At 51.6% G+C, this 21,195-nt stretch carries 22 protein-coding genes and 1 riboswitch; of the genes, 11 read left to right on the top strand and 11 right to left on the bottom strand.

Annotated elements, in window-relative coordinates; all coding sequences use genetic code 11:
• From M3194_RS30285 to speE, 3 genes are all read right to left on the bottom strand, one after another.
• On the bottom strand, positions 1 to 441 hold the full coding sequence (locus tag M3194_RS30285) for a YwiB family protein (protein WP_251657855.1): 441 nt from the start codon (positions 439 to 441) through the stop codon (positions 1 to 3).
• A gap of 96 nt (positions 442 to 537) precedes the next feature.
• A complete protein-coding gene (locus tag M3194_RS30280; protein WP_251657854.1) occupies positions 538 to 1,068 on the bottom strand; it encodes a DNA-deoxyinosine glycosylase in 531 nt (176 codons plus the stop codon).
• Between the two features lie 177 nt (positions 1,069 to 1,245).
• Positions 1,246 to 2,073 (bottom strand): polyamine aminopropyltransferase, encoded by an 828-nt coding sequence (gene speE / locus M3194_RS30275; protein WP_251657853.1) that lies wholly within the window; start codon positions 2,071 to 2,073, stop codon positions 1,246 to 1,248.
• A gap of 152 nt (positions 2,074 to 2,225) precedes the next feature.
• Between speE and M3194_RS30270 the strand changes: the two genes are divergently transcribed.
• The 7 genes from M3194_RS30270 to M3194_RS30240 all read left to right on the top strand — a co-directional run bounded on the left by M3194_RS30270 (position 2,226) and on the right by M3194_RS30240 (position 9,753).
• Positions 2,226 to 4,319: a transglycosylase domain-containing protein gene (locus M3194_RS30270; protein WP_251657852.1), complete on the top strand. Its 2,094-nt coding sequence runs from the start codon at positions 2,226 to 2,228 to the stop codon at positions 4,317 to 4,319.
• Positions 4,320 to 4,446: 127 nt separating this feature from the next.
• Positions 4,447 to 4,755 (top strand): hypothetical protein, encoded by a 309-nt coding sequence (locus M3194_RS30265; protein ID WP_251657850.1) that lies wholly within the window; start codon positions 4,447 to 4,449, stop codon positions 4,753 to 4,755.
• 221 nt (positions 4,756 to 4,976) lie between these two features.
• On the top strand, positions 4,977 to 5,939 hold the full coding sequence (gene qoxA, locus M3194_RS30260; protein WP_251657849.1) for a cytochrome aa3 quinol oxidase subunit II: 963 nt from the start codon (positions 4,977 to 4,979) through the stop codon (positions 5,937 to 5,939).
• A gap of 30 nt (positions 5,940 to 5,969) precedes the next feature.
• Positions 5,970 to 7,946 (top strand): cbb3-type cytochrome c oxidase subunit I, encoded by a 1,977-nt coding sequence (locus M3194_RS30255; protein WP_251657847.1) that lies wholly within the window; start codon positions 5,970 to 5,972, stop codon positions 7,944 to 7,946.
• Positions 7,947 to 8,573, top strand: a complete 627-nt coding sequence (qoxC, locus tag M3194_RS30250) for a cytochrome aa3 quinol oxidase subunit III (RefSeq protein WP_251657845.1) — start codon at positions 7,947 to 7,949, stop codon at positions 8,571 to 8,573.
• A gap of 1 nt (position 8,574) precedes the next feature.
• Positions 8,575 to 8,907, top strand: a complete 333-nt coding sequence (cyoD, locus tag M3194_RS30245; protein WP_251657844.1) for a cytochrome o ubiquinol oxidase subunit IV — start codon at positions 8,575 to 8,577, stop codon at positions 8,905 to 8,907.
• Positions 8,908 to 9,030: 123 nt separating this feature from the next.
• Positions 9,031 to 9,753, top strand: a complete 723-nt coding sequence (locus M3194_RS30240) for a peptidylprolyl isomerase (RefSeq protein WP_251657843.1) — start codon at positions 9,031 to 9,033, stop codon at positions 9,751 to 9,753.
• Between the two features lie 45 nt (positions 9,754 to 9,798).
• Here the strand turns inward: M3194_RS30240 and M3194_RS30235 are convergent, their stop codons facing one another.
• The 5 genes from M3194_RS30235 to M3194_RS30215 form a co-directional block, all read right to left on the bottom strand.
• A complete protein-coding gene (locus M3194_RS30235; RefSeq protein WP_251657842.1) occupies positions 9,799 to 10,431 on the bottom strand; it encodes a hypothetical protein in 633 nt (210 codons plus the stop codon).
• On the bottom strand, positions 10,428 to 11,576 hold the full coding sequence (locus M3194_RS30230) for a hypothetical protein (RefSeq protein ID WP_251657841.1): 1,149 nt from the start codon (positions 11,574 to 11,576) through the stop codon (positions 10,428 to 10,430). Before M3194_RS30230 ends, M3194_RS30235 begins: the two co-directional genes overlap by 4 nt.
• Before the next feature lie 35 nt (positions 11,577 to 11,611).
• On the bottom strand, positions 11,612 to 12,181 hold the full coding sequence (locus tag M3194_RS30225) for a zf-HC2 domain-containing protein (RefSeq protein WP_251657840.1): 570 nt from the start codon (positions 12,179 to 12,181) through the stop codon (positions 11,612 to 11,614).
• Positions 12,178 to 12,792: an RNA polymerase sigma factor gene (locus M3194_RS30220; RefSeq protein ID WP_251657839.1), complete on the bottom strand. Its 615-nt coding sequence runs from the start codon at positions 12,790 to 12,792 to the stop codon at positions 12,178 to 12,180. Before M3194_RS30220 ends, M3194_RS30225 begins: the two co-directional genes overlap by 4 nt.
• A gap of 103 nt (positions 12,793 to 12,895) precedes the next feature.
• Positions 12,896 to 13,417, bottom strand: a complete 522-nt coding sequence (locus M3194_RS30215; RefSeq protein ID WP_251657835.1) for a YwhD family protein — start codon at positions 13,415 to 13,417, stop codon at positions 12,896 to 12,898.
• Between the two features lie 104 nt (positions 13,418 to 13,521).
• Here M3194_RS30215 and M3194_RS30210 point away from each other — a divergent pair, with 104 nt between their 5' ends.
• The 3 genes from M3194_RS30210 (at position 13,522) to M3194_RS30200 (ending at position 17,521) form a co-directional block, all read left to right on the top strand.
• Complete coding sequence (locus M3194_RS30210) at positions 13,522 to 15,528, top strand: M1 family metallopeptidase (protein WP_251657833.1); 2,007 nt, start codon at positions 13,522 to 13,524, stop codon at positions 15,526 to 15,528.
• Between the two features lie 229 nt (positions 15,529 to 15,757).
• A complete protein-coding gene (locus M3194_RS30205; RefSeq protein ID WP_251657831.1) occupies positions 15,758 to 16,579 on the top strand; it encodes a hypothetical protein in 822 nt (273 codons plus the stop codon).
• Positions 16,580 to 16,889: 310 nt separating this feature from the next.
• A riboswitch (cyclic di-AMP (ydaO/yuaA leader) is annotated at positions 16,890 to 17,048 on the top strand.
• Positions 17,049 to 17,053: 5 nt separating this feature from the next.
• The gene (locus tag M3194_RS30200) at positions 17,054 to 17,521 is read left to right on the top strand and encodes a C40 family peptidase (protein WP_251657830.1); all 468 of its coding nucleotides are present in this window, start codon (positions 17,054 to 17,056) and stop codon (positions 17,519 to 17,521) included.
• A 120-nt stretch (positions 17,522 to 17,641) separates the two neighbouring features.
• On the opposite strand, the gene M3194_RS30195 is transcribed toward M3194_RS30200, so the two are convergent.
• Positions 17,642 to 18,859 (bottom strand): MFS transporter, encoded by a 1,218-nt coding sequence (locus tag M3194_RS30195; RefSeq protein WP_251657828.1) that lies wholly within the window; start codon positions 18,857 to 18,859, stop codon positions 17,642 to 17,644.
• Positions 18,860 to 18,963: 104 nt separating this feature from the next.
• Between M3194_RS30195 and M3194_RS30190 the strand changes: the two genes are divergently transcribed.
• Positions 18,964 to 19,482, top strand: a complete 519-nt coding sequence (locus tag M3194_RS30190; RefSeq protein WP_251657827.1) for a GNAT family N-acetyltransferase — start codon at positions 18,964 to 18,966, stop codon at positions 19,480 to 19,482.
• A 5-nt stretch (positions 19,483 to 19,487) separates the two neighbouring features.
• On the opposite strand, the gene M3194_RS30185 is transcribed toward M3194_RS30190, so the two are convergent.
• Positions 19,488 to 20,726 (bottom strand): EAL domain-containing protein, encoded by a 1,239-nt coding sequence (locus M3194_RS30185; protein WP_251657826.1) that lies wholly within the window; start codon positions 20,724 to 20,726, stop codon positions 19,488 to 19,490.
• Between the two features lie 24 nt (positions 20,727 to 20,750).
• Complete coding sequence (locus tag M3194_RS30180) at positions 20,751 to 21,044, bottom strand: hypothetical protein (RefSeq protein ID WP_251657825.1); 294 nt, start codon at positions 21,042 to 21,044, stop codon at positions 20,751 to 20,753.
• Between the last annotated feature and the right edge of the window lie 151 nt (positions 21,045 to 21,195).

The following is a 21,195-nucleotide window of genomic DNA, read 5'->3' as shown; positions in this document are numbered from 1 at the left end:
CTACTCCTCCTGTATATGGAGCCGGTTATGGAACCGACCCGACAAATGTTCGTTCATCCATAATTCATACTGCCATTCAATGGTACATGGCGGTTCTGCGGAGGTCGGCTTGTGGCCTCCCTCTCCCTTAAGCGTTATAAATGCGGTAGCCGTCTCCATCTGAAACGATGTATAGGGGGAACGGTAATAGCCGCTTCTTCGCAATTCGCCGGGGACAAACAGCTGCTCCGACTCAACAACGCCGCGGCGCGTGATCGACAGCTCGTCCTCCCGGAAACGCACAAGTGTCCGTATTGGAGGAGCATCTCCCTCTACCGGCTCTTCGTAACGTATGTAGACCGACCGTTCCTTGCGGAACCACTCTCCAGTATATGCATGTACGACGGACTCTCCATCCTGCGTGCTTGTCAGCGTAATCTTGACCGCCATTCTATCTTGCATGATAAAAGCTCCTATATCTCCAGTCTTCTCGTATGTTACTACTATATACAGGAAGCCCCGTAATTTCAACGATTGTGCGCTATTCCGGCGTTTCGCTTATCTTTCTTGTAGCTCCAGATACGGCAAAACGTCCTTCCAAGCCTCGATCCGATCCTCCAGATTTCGCATCTTTTGAGTAGGAATCGGACTGGTGGAGGGCATTTTCAGAAGTGCGATATCCCGAAACGCCGGATGATCGCGAAAATATTTGCGGAACGTATCGTACGCCTTGCTTCCATTAAATGCGAAACATTTCAAGCCCGGATACTTCGCCAGCAAGGCAGGCAGATCGTTAGGCACCTCGTTCTTGATATTCACGTCGAGACTCCCCGGGCGCTCGCAGGATTCAATGACATCAAATACGGCCATATGATGCCCCTGCAAAAAAGCAAGCCGCTTCCCGTAGTCCTCATCCGGCGCTCCGGCGCCGAACAGTCCGTATACCATCCCCCAGAAATAATTGCGGGGATGACCGTAGAACTGCCGATGCTCCAGCGATTTTACGCTCGGCGCCGTCCCCAGCACCAAAACCCGGGCACGCTCGTCGATAACGGGCGGGAAAGAATATATGCGTTCCGCCTCTTCCACTTCAACCCTCTCCTCATCCATAAATTCACGATGCAAAACCATCTCTACGTATTTTACACCAGCGGCACCGGAAATAAAAAAGGCGCGAACGCAAAAAAGAGACGCCGTTCTCCCCGCAGCTTACAGAAGCTGAAGGCAGACGGTCGTCTCTTTACAAGCAGCACTACAATAAAATAATTACTTCACAAGGTCTTCTACAAATTTAGGCAGTACAAATGCCGCTTTGTGAATGCGCGGCGTGTAATACTTTGTTGGGATGTCGGCAATCGAAGCCTCATCCACTTCGAGAGGATCATATTTTTTGCTGCCCATTGTGAAGGTCCACAAACCGCTTGGGTATGTTGGAATGTTAGCGCCGTACACGCGAACGATCGGGAATACTTCCTTTACGTCTTTGTTTACGCTTTGAATCAGGTCCGCTTTGAACCAAGGGTTGTCGGTTTGTGCTACGAAGATGCCGTCTTCCTTCAGCGATTCGTAGATGCCTTGGTAGAAGCCGCGCGTGAACAGGTTTGCCGCAGGGCCAACAGGCTCCGTCGAGTCAACCATGATAACGTCATACGTATTTTTATGATCATGAATATGCATGAAGCCGTCGTTCACTTGAACTTCAACGCGAGGGTTGTCCAGTTCGCCTGCAATCGTTGGCAGGTATTTCTTCGAGTATTCAATAACCTTGCCGTCGATATCGACGAGCACGGCTTTTTTCACTTTTGGATGCTTCATGATTTCACGGATAACGCCGCCGTCGCCACCGCCTACTACAAGCACGTGCTCCGGGTTCGGATGCGTGAAGAGTACCGGATGGGCTACCATCTCGTGATAAACGAATTCATCCTTAACGGTAGTCATGACCATTCCGTCGAGAACCAGCATGGTGCCGAACTCTTCCGTTTCGATCATATCGAGCTGTTGAAAATCAGTTTGTTCATTTACATACGTTTTTGTAATCTTCGCCGTGATGCCGAAGTTCTCGGTTTGTTTTTCTGTATACCACAATTCCATATCGATAAATCCCTTCTTTCCGTCAATGGTTCTCCATGTATTATAGTAGTTCGGAGCGAAAAATCAACCTTTTCCGGCTTCTTCACATGAATATCACAACCCTCGTTTTTCCATACTAAGGAAAAGGTCGTTCTTGCGAAGGGAGCACCACCATGAAGAAGCAGCAGATCAGGCCGGGCAAGCCGCGCCGCAAATATGCTTTTCCTATTATAACCGAACGTTTTCTTCCTCATGTTATGAGGTTTAAAAAAAGCTTGCGATGGACCGCAGCCATCTCCGCGGTAATCGTGCTTGGCATGGTGTCCATGCTGCTTTATTTGCGTTTTCAGTCTCTTCCGGTCACGTCGATCAGTCAGTCCTCCCGCATGCTTGATCTGCAGGGACAGATTATCGATACGTTCCATACGGGGGAGAACCGCAGCTCCGTACCGCTTAATGAGATTTCCCCTTATCTGGTAGAAGCAACGCTGGCGATTGAAGACCACCGTTTCTACGAGCATCAAGGCTTTGATATGAAAGGGATGGCCCGGGCCGTATTGGTCAATGTGGAGACCATGTCGGCCAAGCAAGGCGCCAGCACCCTGACGCAGCAGCTCGCCCGCAATCTGTATCTGACCCACGAGAAAACGTGGCAGCGCAAGCTGAAGGAAGCCATGTACACCGTCCAACTGGAGATGAATTACTCTAAGGATGAGATCCTGAGCCTCTACTTAAATCAGATTTATTACGGACACGGCGCATACGGAATTGAAGCGGCGTCTCAGCTGTATTTCAAAAAGCATGCCTCCCAATTAACGCTTGCCGAGAGCGCCATGCTGGCCGGCATTCCGAAAGGACCCAAATATTACTCGCCCTTTATGGACATGAAAAACGCGAAGGACCGCCAGCTGACCATTCTGCGCGCGATGACCGAATCGGGCGACATTACAACGGCGCAAGCGGATGCAGCCTACAAGGAAGTATTAACGTTTCAACCGTTAGGCTCCGGAGAGCAGGCTGGCTTTGCCCCTTACTTCCGGGATTATATCCGCTACATAGCCGTTGATAAGCTGGGTATTAACGAGCAGCTATTTAATGAAGGCGGCGTTACGATCTACACGACGCTGGATCCCGCCTCGCAGCGCGCGGCCGAGGATGCCGTCAAGAACGGACTGTCCGGCAGCGAGGAGCAGCAGGCGGCGCTTGTCGCCATTGATCCGCGCAACGGCTACATTAAGGCGATGGTCGGCGGCCGCGATTACAAGACCAACCAATTCAACCGCGCGCTTGCCGAAACCCGGCAGCCGGGCTCGTCGTTTAAGCCCGTATTGTATCTCACGGCCTTGCATAGCGGCTTCATGACGCCGGTCACCCGGTTTAAAAGCGAGCCCACTGCGTTTATATATGATGAAGGGCGCAAAACGTACGAGCCGCGCAACTACAATGACAAATACTTCAACAGCTTCATTGATATGCGTACGGCCATTGCAAGCTCGGACAATATCTATGCGGTAAACACGATCATGACGGTGGGCGCCGACCGCGTCATCGAGACAGCCAGAAAGCTTGGCATTACGAGCCCGATGAATCCCGTGCCGTCTCTTGCGCTTGGCACCTTCCCGGTTAGTCCGCTTCAGATGGCTTCCGCCTTCTCCGTCATTGCGAACGGCGGCGTCAAAGTAGAACCCGTTGCAATCCTGCGCATCACCGACCGGAACGGACATATTATATATGAATCGGAGCGGCAGGAAGAGCAGGTCATTAATCCGGCAGAGGCCTACGTGATGACCAGTCTTATGGAAAGCGTGTTTGAAAGCGGCGGTACGGCTAACCGCGTCTCATCCCTGATCAAACGGCCTGTAGCCGGCAAAACCGGAACAACGTCGACAGATGCCTGGCTGGTTGGATATACGCCGGAGCTTGCAACGGCCGTCTGGGTCGGCTATGACAAGAACCGGAAGCTTACCGTGACCGAAGCCCACCGCGCGGCCCCTATCTTCGCCAAGTTTACCGAGCAGGCGTTATCGGCCATTCCGCCCAAGATCTTCCCGATTCCGGACGGCGTCGTGAATGTATATGTTGATCCGACGAGCGGCAAGCTAGCAGCAGCCACCTGCGCGAATAAGCGGCTGGAATCGTTTGTATCCGGCACCGAGCCTACCGAAGTATGCGGCGGACCGGCAGCAAAGGATGCTCCTGCAGACAACAATACGAAGGACGGCAGCCGTTCTTGGTGGAATGATCTGAAGCGCTGGTGGAAGAATTAGCGGGTTTCTTTCGTTAAATTTGTCTGAAATTTGATCAAAAAGTGAAATTTCTTTGAACAAACGCCGTATACTGTGGTATAGTAGGATCAAGAAGTAAGCACTTACAAACTTTATGGGAGTGTTTCGGATGGCTACGAAAACTGCAACAGTTAGCAATGTGAAGTCGGATTCGGAAGCGACAGCTGCAAGCGTGAAACGACTCGTTACCTTAATGACGGTATTTGCCTGGACGGCTTTGACGGTAGGTGTGTTGTTATGTCTCATTAACATCAGCCACTTTAGTGATAAGAACACCACTTTGATGGTTGGCATTGGCTGCCTTGTCGGCAGCGTGTTCATTTACGTTATTGGCACGGCGATTGGCCTTGTTCACGCAAGACTCCATCAAGCGATGGAAGATCAGCAGAGCGATGATCAATCTAACCATAATCTGTAACTTTTAGTTGCTTTTAAGGAGCCGCCTTTTCGTCAATATTGACGAGAGGCGGCTTTTTTGTGTTTTGTTTCCAAGGAAGATTCAAACAGTTGTCGATATGGTGAAGATTCTATTACAGAAAAAAGACGAATTATTGTCGTAATTGTTAAGCCGGCAGTTATTTTCAGCGACTTCTGCTAATCTTAATGACAAGAAGCATTCTTGAGGAGTTGAAACAAATCATGAGAAAGTATATTCGCTTTCTGGTTCCGCTGATGATTATGCTGATGGCCGTTATGCTCTCCGGCTGCGGCGACCAATACTTCGTCCTCGATCCTAAAGGACCGATCGGCGAATCCCAAAAAGATCTCATCTGGATCACCGTATTACTGTGTGCGATTATTCTCGTGCCGGTGTTGATCCTGACTGCGATAATCGTATGGCGTTATCGCGACAAGAAAGACAACAAATCTGCTTACCAGCCAAACTGGGAGCACAGCACAAAGCTGGAGACGATCTGGTGGGCGATTCCGATCATCATCATCGCCATCCTGGCTGGAATTACGATTAAATACACTTACGATCTTGAGCCAAGCAAACCGCTTGAGTCGGCAAAGCAGCCGATCACGATCGAAGCAACATCGCTTGACTGGAAGTGGCTCTTCACTTATCCGGATGAAGGCATTTCGACAGTCAATTATGTACAAATCCCTGAAGATACGCCAATCCGCTTCCGAGTAACCGCGGACCAAGCGATGAACTCCTTCTGGATTCCGCAGCTTGGCGGCCAGATCTACGCAATGAGCGGCATGGCTATGACCCTGTATCTCCAAGCTGATGAAGTAGGCACGTTCTTCGGTACTGGCGCGAACTTCACGGGCGAGCAATTTGCGAAAATGACCTTTGATGTGAAGTCGACTTCCGAAGCTGACTACAAATCCTGGGTAGATAACGTGAAATCGTCTGCTCCTGCACTGACCGACGAAGGCTTCGAGCAGTTGAAGCAGCCGGGTTCTTCGGATGAGCAGTTCTTCTCTGCCTTCCCTGAAGGATTGTTCGATAAGGTTGTTCTGCAGTATGCAGGTCCAAACGGTGCCGCTGCCCACGAGCATGGCCTGAAATCCGGTCCTGTAAAAGACGAAGAAGGCGGCAGCCACGATACCTCCAGCACGGAAGGTACCGAGCACTCTTCGCATGCGAACTAAGAATAATAATGTAGGGAAAGGAGATGCACTATGTTTAAGGATTTAATGGACTTCCTGATGAATGACTTCTTCATCACCGGCGATCCGCTCATCTTGGGTGCCCAGGTTTCAATTGGTCTTTCCACGGTAGCGATTGTTATCGCACTTACCTATTTCAAGAAATGGCGCTGGTTGTGGACCGAATGGCTGACAACCGTCGATCATAAAAAAATCGGTATCATGTACGTTATCGCAGCGCTTCTCATGCTGTTCCGCGGGGGCGTCGATGCCCTTCTGATCCGGACGCAGCTTGCGGTGCCAAATCTCGAGTTCCTGCACGCAGGACACTATAATGCGATCTTTACCACGCACGGCGTTATCATGATCTTGTTCATGGCGATGCCACTTATGTTCGGTTTGTTCAATATCGTTGTGCCGCTGCAGATTGGCGCGCGCGACGTTGCTTATCCGTATCTGAACTCTCTCAGCTTCTGGCTCTTCTTCTTTGGTGCCATGCTGTTCAACGTATCGTTTGTTATCGGCGGCTCGCCTGATGCAGGCTGGCTGGCTTATCCGCCATTATCTGAGCTCTCCGGCAGTCCCGGTCTAGGCCAAGACTTCTATATTTGGGGCATACAGATTTCCGGTATCGGTTCCCTAGCATCCGGTATCAACTTTGTAGTTACGATTCTGAAGATGCGCGCGCCAGGCATGAAGCTGATGCAAATGCCGATGTTCACCTGGTCTGTTCTGTCATCTTCCATTACTATTATGTTCGCATTCCCGATTCTGACGGTTACGCTGTTCCTTCTGTTCATTGACCGTTACCTCGGTGCCCACTTCTTCACGCTTGACGGCGGGGGCAACCCGATGATGTATATCAACCTCATCTGGATGTGGGGTCACCCGGAAGTATATATCGTTATTTTGCCGGCCTTCGGGGTATTCTCGGATGTCGTATCGACCTTCTCGAAGAAAAAACTGTTCGGCTACAAGTCCATGGTGTTCGCGCTTATGTCGATCAGCTTCTTCTCATTCTTTACTTGGGCCCATCACTTCTTTACCATGGGTTCCGGAGCCAACGTCAACGCGTTCTTCGCGGTCACGACGATGCTTATTGCGATACCAACCGGCGTAAAAGTGTTCAACTGGCTGTTTACGATGTTCCGAGGAAGGATCACCTTCAGCCAGCCGATGTTATGGACGATCGCGTTTATTCCGTGTTTTGTCGTCGGCGGTATGACGGGGGTCATGCTCTCGGTTGCACCTGCTGACTTCCAGTTCCACAACAGTTACTTCCTGATCGCTCACTTCCACCAAGTATTGATCGGCGGCGTTGTGTTCGGTTACTTCGCGGGCCTCTACTACTGGTGGCCGAAAATGTTCGGCTTCAAGCTGCATGACGGTCTTGGCAAATGGGCCTTCTGGCTATGGAATATCGGCTTCTATGTCTGCTTCATGCCGCAATATGCGCTTGGCTTGATGGGTATGACGCGCCGTTTCAACGAGTACAACTTCGACATGGGCTGGCAGCCGCTTAACGTCGTATCGACGGTTGGCGCCTTCATCATGGGTCTGGGCTTCATTTTCCAAGTATGGCAAATCGCCCACAGCATCAAGTTCCTGAAGAAAGAAAAATCCGGAGACGCATGGGGCGAAGGCCGTACGCTCGAATGGTCGATTCCATCGCCGGCTCCAATGTACAACTTCGCACGTCTTCCCGAGGTAACAAGCTCGGATGAATGGTGGGAAGAGAAACAGCGCCGTGCGCAAGGCGTTAAGCCAAAACCGCTCGCGCCGCTGGAACCAATCCACATGCCGAAAAACTCGGGTATACCGTTTATCATGTCCGTGTGCTTCTTCGTTGCCGGCTTCGGCTTCGTATGGCACTGGAACTGGATGATCATTCCGGGCCTGATCGGCGTTGGTTGCTGCTTGCTTGCCCGTTCCTTCGATTACGACACGGACTTCTACATTCCGGTTGATGAGATCGAACGTACTGAAGCAGCGTTAAAGGGGGGTCGCTAAATGGCACACACAGCTTCGCCTCATGGCGGTCATGGTCATAACGACCACGGCCACCATGATGATCATCACGATCATGAATCGATAAAGGTTCTTGGCTTCTGGATGTTTCTTATAACCGACGTTATTTTGTTCGGTACATTGTTCGCAACATTCTCCGTGCTGCATAACAGCACCAACGGAGGTCCTACACCGCATGAGATGTTCGAAATGCCTGGCGTTATCGCCGAGACATTCATCTTGCTCACCTCGAGCTTTACAAGCGGTATTGCCGTGCTTCAGATGCATAAAGGCAACAAAAAGGGTCTGATCGGCTGGCTGATCATAACCGCCTTGCTTGGCGCATCGTTTATTTTCCTTGAAGTATCCGAGTTCATCAAAATGGTGGATGAAGGCGTAACAATCGGCACCAGCGCGTACTGGTCCGCTTTCTTCACTCTTGTTGGCACGCACGGACTTCACGTTTCGGTTGGTCTATGCTGGATGATCGGGCTGATGATTCAGATCGGCAGACGCGGCATTACGCCGGTAACCAAGCGTAAAGTTACGATTATCAGCTTGTACTGGCACTTTCTTGACGTTGTGTGGATCTTCGTCCTCACGGTCGTTTACTTGATGGGGGTGATGTAGGATGGCGGGCCCTAACACGCATGGACATGGACATGATGAGCATGAGTCCCATGGCTCAATGAAATCATATGTCATCGGTTTCGTTCTTTCGATTGTGCTTACCATTCTGCCTCTTGTTGTCGTATTAAACGACATGATGGAGAAAACACCTACCCTGATCTTTATTCTGATCATGGCTATCTTGCAGTTCCTCGTTCAGCTCTTCTTCTTCATGCATCTTCGCGAAGAGAAGAAGCCGCGTTACAACGTGATGGCGCTGATCTTCGGCATTGTTATTCTGATCACCGTCGTTGCGGGATCGATCTGGATTATGGCATATAACACAGTAGGCTAAAACCGCAATAAGCCCGGGCATTCTCCTAAGGAGAGGCCCGGGCTTTTTTTCAATCTGACCACTATGTTATGATAATCGGTAGGACTATAGGACAACTACCCTCATAAGGAGGAATTCTTACTCATGCTCAAATGTAACATTCGCCTGCCGCTTCTTGTACTGCTTACGGCAGTCGTACTTCTGGTTATGGCCGGCTGCGGCGGCGGCAGCAAAACCAGCACAAACAATAACAACGCCAGCGGTTCCGGCAGCACTAACGCTACGGCATCCCCGGAAGCAACCGATCCGCCTCAGCCGGACAAGCTGCTTGGTCCCGAGAAGCATCCGGTCGTCACGATCGAGATGGATACGGGCAAAACGTTCAAAGTCGAGCTGTATCCGGAGATTGCTCCAAATACGGTTAACAACTTTGTGTCGCTTGTTAAGAAGGGCTTCTATGACGGCACGATCTTCCACCGCGTTATCCCTGGCTTTATGATTCAAGGCGGAGATCCGGAAGGCAGTGGTATGGGAGGTCCCGGTTACGCCATCAAAGGCGAATTCATGAGCAACGGCTTCCAGAACGATCTGCTGCATACACGCGGCGTTATCTCGATGGCACGCTCCGGCGATCCTGATTCCGCGGGCTCCCAATTCTTCGTAATGGTAGCCGATGCCCCATCGCTGGACGGCGATTACGCGGCGTTCGGCAAAGTCACGGAAGGTATGGATACGGTCGATGAGATCGTTAACCAGGAGACCGAGCAGACGGGCGAAGGCTCCACTCCGGTTAAACCGATGGCGATTAAGAAGGCAACGGTCGATACGAAGGGCCTGACTTTTGCCGAACCGGAAAAAGTGAAATAACAAAAAGGCAGTTCCTCTTAGGATCAGAGGAACTGCCTTTATTTTTTAGAAGCCCCGCTTCTCTATCTCGATCTCCTGCGGCAGGACAAGCGTCAGCTCCTGATTGATGTTCTCCGATCCAATGACGCCATCCTTGTGCTCGAAACCATTGATCAATACGTACATCGTACTGCCGACCGTACTTGTCGCCACCATCTGATCCGGCTGCTCCAGCGGCTTTGGCGACCAATACTGCACCTGGCCAAGCAGCTGCACAGCGCGGTTCTCCCCTTGATCCAGCTGGACAGGGCGGAGCGACTGCACCACGATCTTCTTGATGCCTGCCGGTACCGTAACGGGATCGGATTGAACAATGGCCGTCCGCTCCGTCATTTGAAGCTGATCTCTCACTTCTCCGAGCAGCCCCGTCGAAGCAAAGGAAGCCATTAGCAGACTGCCTGCCCCGATTACGGCCACATAGAACATACTCATCCAATCATAGCGCATGACCGGCTTTTCTTTTCCGGACAGCTTAAGGTGAATTAACAGCTCCGTGCCAAGCAGGATGAAGACGACGGGCGCCACCCACAGCAGCATGTTCAGGGCATCCAATCCGCTCCAAATGGATATAGCAATGGCGATGCCGATCAGGAGCAGCGTAACCCCCATAGATAACGAGCCTACTCGCCATTCTTTCATTGCTCGCCCTCCTTCTCTCTAAATACATCAACCGGATGAGGAGGAAGCGGCTCAGGTGCGGAATAGGATTTTTTGCCGCTGCCAAACACTAACCGGAATCCGAGAGCGATCATCAGGAATGCAACAACCGCGGTTGGCAAATTGTATTTCAGCTTCGCATACTCCGCATAAATTCCCGGCCAGGTCTGCGAAATATAGTTGCCCATCACCCGGTCTCCCAAATAATAAATGCCAAGCAGCAACAGGCCGATCCCGATCCACTTCTGATAAGGAGCGAGCTGGGCAACAACCGCCTGATCATTCAGCTCCCCGCGCTCATAACGCGACATTTGCTGCATCGAGTCAAAGAAAGCATAGAACCACAGCAGCGGCATCAGGAACAAGAAGATCGAGAGTCGCAGCGAATCCATCAGATAAATCGCGATAAGGAAGCCGCCCATCAGTTGAAGCCCCCGCTTCTGCAGGCCGAGGTAGAGATGTCCCGCTCCGGGGAAGAGCGACAGAATTGCGGCAAGCACTTTGTTCTTCCTGCCGGTGCCCATATGATTCTCAATCTCTTCAAACAGCGGACGGTCGTTAAGCTCCTCCCCGCGCTGCTTCCGGTGGAGCAGCTGGATCGCATCAAAGATGCTGTAGATCCAGATAACCGGCAGGCCGAGCAAGAAGACAAGGAACGCGCTGGCATTCGTTACGACGCTAATAAAGACCACAACGGCAAACAATCCAAGGAATGCAACCAGGAAGGTAATGCCGCGCTGCATAAGACCAAGCGACATGTGGCCTAAACCGGGAATAAGAGACAGCATAACCGTGCTTGTCTTCTCCCGCTGTTGTTCAAACGCTATATAACCCGGATCAAACGGGATATCTCCACGCTCGTTGTACGGTACAACCGGAGGCTTAGGCGACAGCAGCGTTACGACCATGTCAATCATGTTAATAAGCCAGCTGAGAGCGGCTATGAAGAGGAAGAAGAAGGCAAGGTCGTCTCCTCCGCCCCCGGATTGTATAGCAATGAACAACAGCATTAAGGAGCCAAAGAATCCTCCTCCGTACAGCAGACATCGAAACGGCCGCCCCAAGTAGGCATGCCCGACGCCCGGGATAAAAGACAGCAATAAAGCGACTACCGGATTTTTTGTCATATCGTCATTCCTCTCCTTTGCAAAAATTTTCCTGCTTATTTAAAACGATCCTTCTCCAGCTTATCGAACCAGGAAGAAGTGCGGGTAACCATCCGGTCCGACCATGTCGGCCCTTGCGGCTGCTCTGCCCCCTTCTCGATCGTGTGCTCAGCGGGTATGGAATCGGCATCAAGCTCTCCCAGCTTTTCGGAGATGCCGCTGAACGTCCCTGTGCCAAGCAGCAGCAGCGTAATAGCCGCAGCCGCAGCGAAGTGAACGGCCGGACGCTGCAGGAACGACTGGCGGCGGGCAGGCTCCGCCCGCATAACCGGCTTGCTCCTTGCCAATTCGGCAAGAAGGACATCGATGACCCGCTGCCCCAGCTTTTTCATGTCGGGCACAGGAACAGTCACCTTGCCTTTGGCTGTCGTACCCGCTTCCCGTGCTGCCGGCTCCTGCTCCGCAGCTTCGATAGCTTCTACAGCAGACATAAAGAGCGTCATGCACGGCTCACAATCTGCAATATGTCCTTCAATGACATCCCGCTCCTGCTCGGTCAGTTCATCCCGGACATAAGCTGTCAGCTCTACCGCCGAGAAATGTCCGCCCATCCTATCCTTGTTCATTCGAAGTCCTCCTTCCGCCAGTGCCGCTTAATCCAGTTACGCGCGCGGTAAAGCCTTGACTCTACGCTTTTCTTCTCGAGACCCGTCTGCACCGCGATCTCCTCATACGATTTGTTCTCCATATAATAAGCCGTCACGACCTCGCGATAATTGTCCGGCAGCTGATCGACCTGCTCCCGTACCTGACGCTGCTCTTCACGATCCATCACAGCTGCCTCAACGGGCAAGCCGTGGTCATTCATCTTCCCTTCTGCCTCAAGCCCCATCAGGCTGTCCATTAACTCTTCAGGCTTGCGCATCCGGCTTCTCTTCCAATCAATCGCCTTATTGACGGCAATGCGGGTAATCCACGTCTTGAAGCCGTCCATTCGGAACTCCGGGAGGGAGCGATAGATTTGCAGCAGTGCTTCCTGCGTCACGTCTTCCGCATCATGCGGCGAACGGATCACGGCGTACACTGTTCGATAGATATAAGGCCCGTATTCGTCTACAAAAGTCTGAAACGCCGCAGGACCGCCGTTTTTGATGGCTGTGATCCATTGTTCGTCTTGTATATCGCTCTCCTCCCTTCCCGCTATAATAGACGACGACTTAACCGTCAACCCCTGCACTTCTTCGAAAATATTTTTTCTATCTAATAAAGTCCAATAAAAAACCGGAGATTCGCTTGGCAGCCTGCCTTACGATCCCCGGTTATAGGTTGGTCTTTCCTGGTTACGCCAATGCTTCCTTAAGAGCCTCCGGCGAGTTGTTCCACCATTCTTCATTATGCTCAATCAGAAGCTTGCGGTATGCAGCCTTCTCGCCGGCATCCAGCTCCTCCAGCTTGTACCTGCGTTTAATCGCAGAATCCAGCTTATTCACGTGATCGGCGAGAATCTTCCAGCCGCGGCGCGCTTCCGTATCAATCCACATCTCGCATGCTGTTGCCCCTGCATAATAGGAGCCCTCATCACCGCGTTCTACGGCTGTCCATACGATCCAGCATTTGCGGCCGTTCGGGCAGTCTTCCTTATTCGGAGTGAACTTGATGCCCCGCTCCACCTTGCTCTTCGCGTGCATCGCGCCGTCATCGATATAGGCTGTGCCTCCATCAATAATAACGCAAGATACGGCGCTTAAATCTATCGTTCCGGCTCCAAAGCCTTTATGTTGTTTGTTGCTCACTACGTTAAGCGAGAGCGACTTCTTCTCTTTCTTTTCCGGCTCCGCCGGCTGTCCTTGCTGTTCCGTCATAGCTCTTCCACCTTCCCCGTACAATAATTCCATTTTAGCTAATAATCCGCGAAAAGCAAACATATACATGCTGTAGATGCTTGTCAACGGGAGGGAATTGTATCATGTCTCCACGCTACGTCAAACGTTTGCTCTTGTTTACGCTTACCGCCGTCCTGCTCGGCATCTCCATCCAGCAGGGCTTCGGCCGCGCTTGGCAATCCCAATATACCTATGCATTCGCCCCCGCCGCCAAAGCAGCGACCGATTCTGCCTCAAAATCGGCCAAGCCGCCTGCCTCGTCCCAGCCTGACAAGGTAGAGCCTAAGCCGCAGGCGCTCAGCAAACGCGTTGCTGAGTACCACACCAACGTCTCCCTGCGCGATGACATCCGGTATCTCGACGGACAGCAGACCGTCACCTGGACGAATCCTGGCAAGAAGACGGTGTCCGAGCTGTACTTCCATCTCTATCCGAATGCCTTCATGTCAGACAAAACCACGTTCATGCAGGAATCTGGCGGCAAGCTGCGTTCGGATAAGGCAACCGAAGCAAGCCAGGGCTACATGAAGCTGCTGACGCTCGAGACGATGGAAGGAGAAAGCCTGCTTCCGCGGCTGCATTACGTGCAACCCGATGACAACAATCCGAATGATTTCACGCTGGCCAAGCTTAAGCTTCCCGCTCCGGTGGCGCCAGGCAAGACGGTTACGCTCCAAATGAGCTTTGAAGTGAAGCTGCCGGAAGTATTCGCCCGCATGGGTTACTCCGGCAATTACGTGATGGCAGGCCAATGGTTCCCTAAGCTGGCCGTTTATGAGACAGCGGGTACAAGGGGCCGTACCACCGAGGGCTGGAACACCCACCAGTACCATGGCAATTCCGAGTTTTACAGCGACTTCGGCATTTATTCGGTCAAGATCCAGGTTCCGGAATCCTATATCGTAGCTGCAACCGGCTTCCAGACCAAGGCCATGGAGAAAAAGGGCAGCCGGGCCATCTATCAATTCTATGCCGATGATGTGCATGACTTCGCCTGGGCCGCTTCACCGGATTTCATCTACTATGAAGATACCTTATCGGGACCGGGCATTCCGGGAGTCCGCATCAAGCTGTATCTGGATCCCGCCCATGAGGAGCTGAAGGACCGCTATATGCATGCCGCCAAATCCGCCCTGTCCAAATACGGGCAATGGTATGGCGAATATCCGTATTCCACCTTATCGGTTGTTGTCCCTCCTAAGGGAGCGAACGGCTCCGGAGGGATGGAATATCCGACGCTTGTGACCGCCTTCGCCGCAGAGACGAGCAATCCGGGGTATAGCCTTGAGCGGACGGTCGTTCATGAAGTCGGGCATCAATACTGGTATGGCATGGTCGCCTCGAATGAATTCGAGGAAGCCTGGCTGGATGAAGGCTTCACCTCCTATGCCGAGGATAAAGTAATGGCAAGTGAATACGGCCTTGAGGCGAACCTTCCGCTGGAAGCCAGCTATATGACCGCCCCCGCTCCGCTGAAGCAGCCGTCCTGGGCATATCCGAGCAACAATGTCTACGCCGAGAACGTGTACATGCGGGCGAAGCTCGTATTGATCGGCATCGAGAAGCAGGTCGGCGAGAAAATGATGCAAAAGATTATGCGAACCTACTTCCAGAAATACAAGTTCAAGCATCCGACAAGCGCCGACTTCCAGAGAGTGGTTGAGCAGGTGAGCAAGCAGAAGTGGACCAATTACTTCGACCAGTACGTCTATGACAACCAGATGGCAGATGTTTCGGTGGAATCCATTCATGTCCGTCCTGTCGACCAGGAGGGGACACGGATGTATGAATCGGTTGTCCTCATTCAGCGCAACGGCGGCTATAACGGGCCAATTCCGGTTGTGTTGAAGTTCAAAGACGGCACCATTGTTCCAAAAACCTGGGATCCGACGGAAGCATCCATTGAATATAAAGTGGTTCACAGCTCCCCGCTTGAGTGGGTAGCGATCGATCCGCAGCATACAAACGTACTCGACAATAAACATATTAACGACTATATGAAGGCAGACTTGTCGGAAGCGACGCGTACGCGCTGGAGTCTTGGCACCTCTAACGTTATTCACGGTCTGCTCGGATTGTTGGGCTGGTGAGAAAACCTCTATCGAGGCCTTTCGGAGAAGAGCGACCGCGTCTAGAGGTAGGTTTTATCGTTAATAAGAATTTGTTCTTCCAGCTTGATCGAAACTTATAAATTCTTTGCCAAGAATTGCTTCGCAATTCTTTAGGTCCGTGCTTTCGAAGTAAGAATTGCTTCGCAATTCTTTAGGTTCATGCTTTCGAAGTAAGAATTGCTTCGCAATTCTTTTTAGGGGGATTTCAATGAAAAATCATATGAAGCAAGGCTGGCGGCTCGCGATCAAGCACTTTTATATCGTTATCCTGCTTTTCCTGTACCAGCTGCTCTGGGGGTTCTTCCTCTACCGGTTCATCGATTCGGTTGTCTCCCCGCTGCTGCAGCGGTTCCCGGATCACTCCCCTTCCAAGTCAGCCGTCCAGTTGTTTTTGAGTGAAGCACAGTTCCAGATTATGAAGACCGATCTGCTAACCCCATACTTATGGCTGCTAGGCGGACTATTCGCCGCTAGAATGCTGCTCTCCCCCCTGTTTAACGCAGGTCTGCTCTACTCCCTGCAGCATTCGACCGATGCTGGAGGAACGCAGTTCCTGCAGGGCGTCAGAAAAGCCTGGAAGCCGGTCACCCTGCTCTATTGGATCGAGAAACTACTTGTTCTTGCTCCGGCTTGGTGGCTGGCGCCAAAGGGTCTCGAAGCGTTAATGCACAGCCGAACGATTAGCTCTCTGCTGCAGCAGACGCTGCCCGCCGCGGGAGGATGGCTCTTATGGGGGATTCTGCTCCATCTGCTGTTCCTTGCCATGCAGCTTGGCGCAACCACCGGCAGAAGCGGAGGCATCCTCCAATCGCTTGGCACTGCCGTTAAGAATTTGCTTCCATTCGCCGGATTATCCTTGGTTATGTGGGGCATCGGTTCGGGAATCGGATTGTTTGTGACCAGCTTATCCCTGGTATGGGCCGGCTTTATCGCTCTCCTTGTCCATCAGGGCTATCATCTCGTCCGTACCTTAATGAAGGTATGGACTCTAGCCTCCCAATACGACATATTAAGGTCAAAAGAAGTTTAAAATTTTCTCATAATTATAGAGGAAGCCCGCCTTGCGACCTAGTCGCAGCGCGGGTTTTTCGCGTTTTTTCGGGCTGGCTTGTCTTCCATTCTCCAAATAAATCAACATATTGGCTAGCAAATCCACATAGTAAAGAGTTAGTAAATCGAAATAGGGCTTATCTGCTAGTCTGCGCGTCCTAATCGGAGCCTATGAGCCGCAAGATACAAGCTTTTCCGCATCATTTAGTCAAAAGGTTCCATGAGAATTATTAGAAATTGCCGTATTGGGGAGGAGATGTGCGAAAATTACCGAATAGTTACCAAGTACATAAAACACACTGCCAAATTCCTTGTACTGGAAACGGGGGAACCACCTCTGGGTGAATTGACTTCGACGTCCGAATGTAATTGAATCGGCGCCTGAGAAGTCATAGGGATCCTTCAACCGAACCCCACAGCTAACCTCGTCGGCATTGGAAGGAGCTTTACCGCTTTGAAAAAGGTTTCAGCACTTATTCTTGGGCTTGCGTTAATGCTGGCTTTTCAGGCCGGGAGCGTTTTCGCAGACTCCAAAATGGACGGCATTGTCAGTGATTTAATTGGCACGCCGTACGTTGCAGGTGGAACATCATCGAAAGGATTCGACTGCTCCGGATTTACTTCTTATGTCTTCGACAAAATGGGCGTCGATCTTCCTCGTACTTCCACTTCGCAATCGCAAACAGGTAAGAAGATCACCAAGAGTGATCTGATCGCCGGAGATCTCGTGTTCTTTAACACGAACGGTCGTGGTGTATCTCATGTCGGCATTTATGTGGGAGATGGCAAGTTTGCTCATGCTTCGTCCTCCAAAGGCGTTACAATCAGCAATCTTAGCGACTCTTATTATGTGAATCGGTATGTGACTGCTCGACGTGTCATGGACCCTAGTACTTTTGAAAAATATGCCGACGAACAATAGAATCAAGCGGTCGCTTCCCCCTGAGGCGGCTGGCAAGATTCCTGCAATAAAGCCGCACGCTGCTTGTCCAATCGGATAAACCGCATGCGGCTTTATTGTTTGCTGCTATTCGAATCCGGATCAGGAGGCTGCTGCCTCCTGCCTCCTGCCCAAAGCCAGCATAGCCAGCAATACGACAAACATCGCGACAATAAACGCGCCGAGAATCCAGACCGTCCGGTCTGCGCCATAGCTGTCCATCATCCATCCGGTTAATTTGGGGAAGATAGCCCCTCCTATACCGCCGCAGGCGACAAGCAGGCTGGTTGTCCGCTCTGTCATGCCCGGAATCAATCCGTTCGCAAATACGAGCGCGATGCCAAATACGCCGGAGAAGAACAAGCCGCTTAAGCCGACTAGAACCAGCATCCCGCTTAACTGGCCGATTGCCCCCATCGCAAGTATAATGACGCATGCCCCTGCAATAGCCACGGACAGGTAACGGAAGTAGCCGACGCGGTCTGCGAGACGTCCGGCGAACAGGCGCCCGAGGATCATCGTGCCCCAGAACAGACTAAGCGTTGAAGGCGCGCTCGCCTCCGTCATACCGGAACGTTCGATCATAATGGAAGGCAGATAGTTGGAGAAGCTCATCTCCACGCCAACGTAGATGACAAAAAACAACGCCGACAGTAGCAGGAACGGAATAGCTGCTCTTTTGTAGCCGAACCAGCCCTTTGCCTGCGGAACGCCCGCTTCCCGCTCCACATGCTCCTTCTTTCCTCTCGCGTGATAACCTATCTTGTCGTCTATCGTTCCAAACGAAAGCGTCATCCATAAGATAAAGGTTATGCCGGCAAGTGCGGACAGAATCGGGAAGGATAGCTGCCAAATATCATACTTGATCAATATGCTTGCCATCGTTGGCATCAAGAAGGCCCCGATGCCAAAGAACGTTTCCAGCTGAGTCATCGCGTTGGCCTTCCCGTTCTCCTCCGCTAGCTCTATGATCATCGCCCCGATTACCGATTCCGTCATTCCAAAGCCAAAGCCGGCGAACAAGGCGATGAACAGCATCAGCCCCCAGGAATCGGGAGTCAGACTATAGGCCGCTTCACCAAGCGTCAGGAGACCAAGAGAAAGAAGAACTCCCCCTCTTTTGCCCACCTTCGACGTAAGAAACGGAGACAGCAAGACACCGACCAGAAACCCCAGGAACTGATTCATCATCCACTGCCCGCCGTCATCATAAGACAAGTCGTACTTCCCGAGCATCTGCTCCATTACCGATCCGCCCACAACATGAGCTAATCCAATTACGAGATAAGACAAACAGCCAAGTGCTATTAATTTCCGCATCGTAAAAGTTCTCCTTCGTTGTCCTTCGCCAAATCCTCATGTAGTCGGTTATTGAAATGTTATAATGGAAAGAAACTTATAAATTCTTAAATGAGGGTATATCGATGTCTAATTTTACCGATGAGCTACATTATAAACCATCCTTGGCGGACATGACTATCCTGCCAATGGAAATCGAGCATGCCCGGCAAATTTGCGAATGGCATTATGAAACGCCTTATGATCTGTACAGGTGGCCATCGTGGGAGACGATGCAAAAGGACGAGATCGAATTCGGCGATCCCGTCCTGCGGCGCATGCAATATGCGGCTGTCGTGAATCAGGAGCAGGAATTGATCGGCTTTGCGCAGTTCTTCCCTATTGTTGGCGTTACGCGTCTGGGACTCGGCCTCCATCCTTCCCTTTGCGGCAGAGGGATTGGCGCCCACTTCATTCGTTTATTAATCCGGGAAGCGAGTCGCAGAGCGCCGCAGAACAGCATCGATCTGGAGGTGCTGACCTGGAATACACGCGCCGTTCGCGCTTATGAACGGGCAGGCTTTGCCATTGACGATACGTATGTAAGACAGACCCCGGAAGGACCGGCAGAGTTCCATTGTATGGTGTACCAGTCCAATCCTTAATATCCCTAGATCCGATAATAATCCGGCTCGGGATCCTTCATATCAACGAACAGTATAATGCCGGGTTTCGCCAGTACCGATATGGTCCGGATCCATGCCCGGGAATCCAGATCGGTATACGCGCGGGAGACCATGGTACGGCGGTTCTCATTTAACTGGACCACATTCGGGACAAAATACGGACGCCAGCTCCAGTTCGCCCCGCAGTATTCATCCTCCCGCCGCCAGCCTCCGTTCTCTCTCCTCGAATAGTTCGATGAGAGCTGGATGCCGTTATCCCGGCAGAGATAGACGCGGATGCAGTTGTTTTCCAGCTCCTGCAGCAGCCGGACAATCCATTCGTTATCCTCTTCCTCCATCTCCTCGAGGTGTCCGATCCGGTCGATCTTACCGATCAGCCTGTCCGACAAGTACCGCCAATAATTCTCCGAATACATCTGCAGCTGACGGTTAGCCTCCAGCTCTTCTTCCAATAAAGCAGAGAAACGGGACGGCAGATCGAAATCCGGCTCCGCCTTCGCAAACAGAAAGCCCTGAACATACCGGACGCCGGCCTGGATTGCTCTCGCCAAGTCCTGCTTGGTCTCCACTCCTTCTGCGAGCAGAGAAGCGCCAAGCTGATCAGCAAGCGCCGAGAAAGAGCGGAGCGTGCCGAGATAGCCGTCATGGTTCGCGCTGCGCTTCAGCATATGAATGTCGATTTTCAGAATATTGGGCTGAATCAGAGCAATCCGGTCCATTCCGCTAAAGCCGCTGCCTACATCGTCAATGGCAATCAAGCAGCCTTTGGAGCGGTACAGATCAATAACCTCGCGCAGCTCCTCCATCTCGCCATTAAAGCTTTCTTCCGTAATCTCGATGACCACTCTGCGCGGATCAATCTGATACTTGTCCAATAAGGACAACGTATAGAGCTCCCCGGACTGCATCCCCCGGTGCATCCAGTTCGGCTTCAAATTAATAAACAGCATCGGCGGCTGCTTGGTGGCGGCAATTTTCTGAAAAGCCTGCTCCCGCAGGATCCGGTCGACGGCAATATGATCATCAACCGGCACATCCGGATCGCAAAAAAACGGACCCAAACTGCGGACATTATCCCCCTTGCAGGCTCTTCCAAGCACCTCATAGCCAACTACTTTTCTTGTATCCAGCGCGATGATCGGCTGATAGAAGGCAGACAGCTGTTCGCCATCAAGCTGCAGTGTCTGCGGTATCGTTGTGTTTGATAAGCAGTCGTTCGTCACGCTCAAGCTCTCCCTTTGTTACCTTTATGTCAAACGAATCATGCGCGTCACGTTATCTCCTTGCGACACTTCAATGACATGATGCTTCGGATGGTACGTAATCGAACCTTTTCCAACCTCAATCACCGGCTGCTCGCCTAATCCAAAGAACACATCATCGGCAAGCGCCTCCATGACTTCATAGCGGTCGTCGTTGCCAAGTGCCGCCCACTCTTCTTCTTCCATCTCGAAAAAGGCATAGCTGCCTTCTACCTCGCTTACCGCTTCCGTGAGTTCTTTCAATATATCGGCATACTCTCTTGCGTGTCTAACTCCCATCGATGTAACCACCTTTACCATATTTATCTTCTATACTCATTTTACCGCATTTTCACGAAAATTAACGCCTTCTCTCCTAAATCATTTCTGAAAGTCTAATTTCCATACGATAACCTGTCGATATAAGAACTAGAGACTTGTCGAAAACGTA

The sequence above is a fragment of the Paenibacillus glycanilyticus genome (assembly GCF_023715145.1).
Classification (GTDB): Bacteria; Bacillota; Bacilli; order Paenibacillales; family Paenibacillaceae; genus Pristimantibacillus; species Pristimantibacillus glycanilyticus_A.
This window is presented reverse-complemented; position numbering and strand designations above follow the sequence as displayed.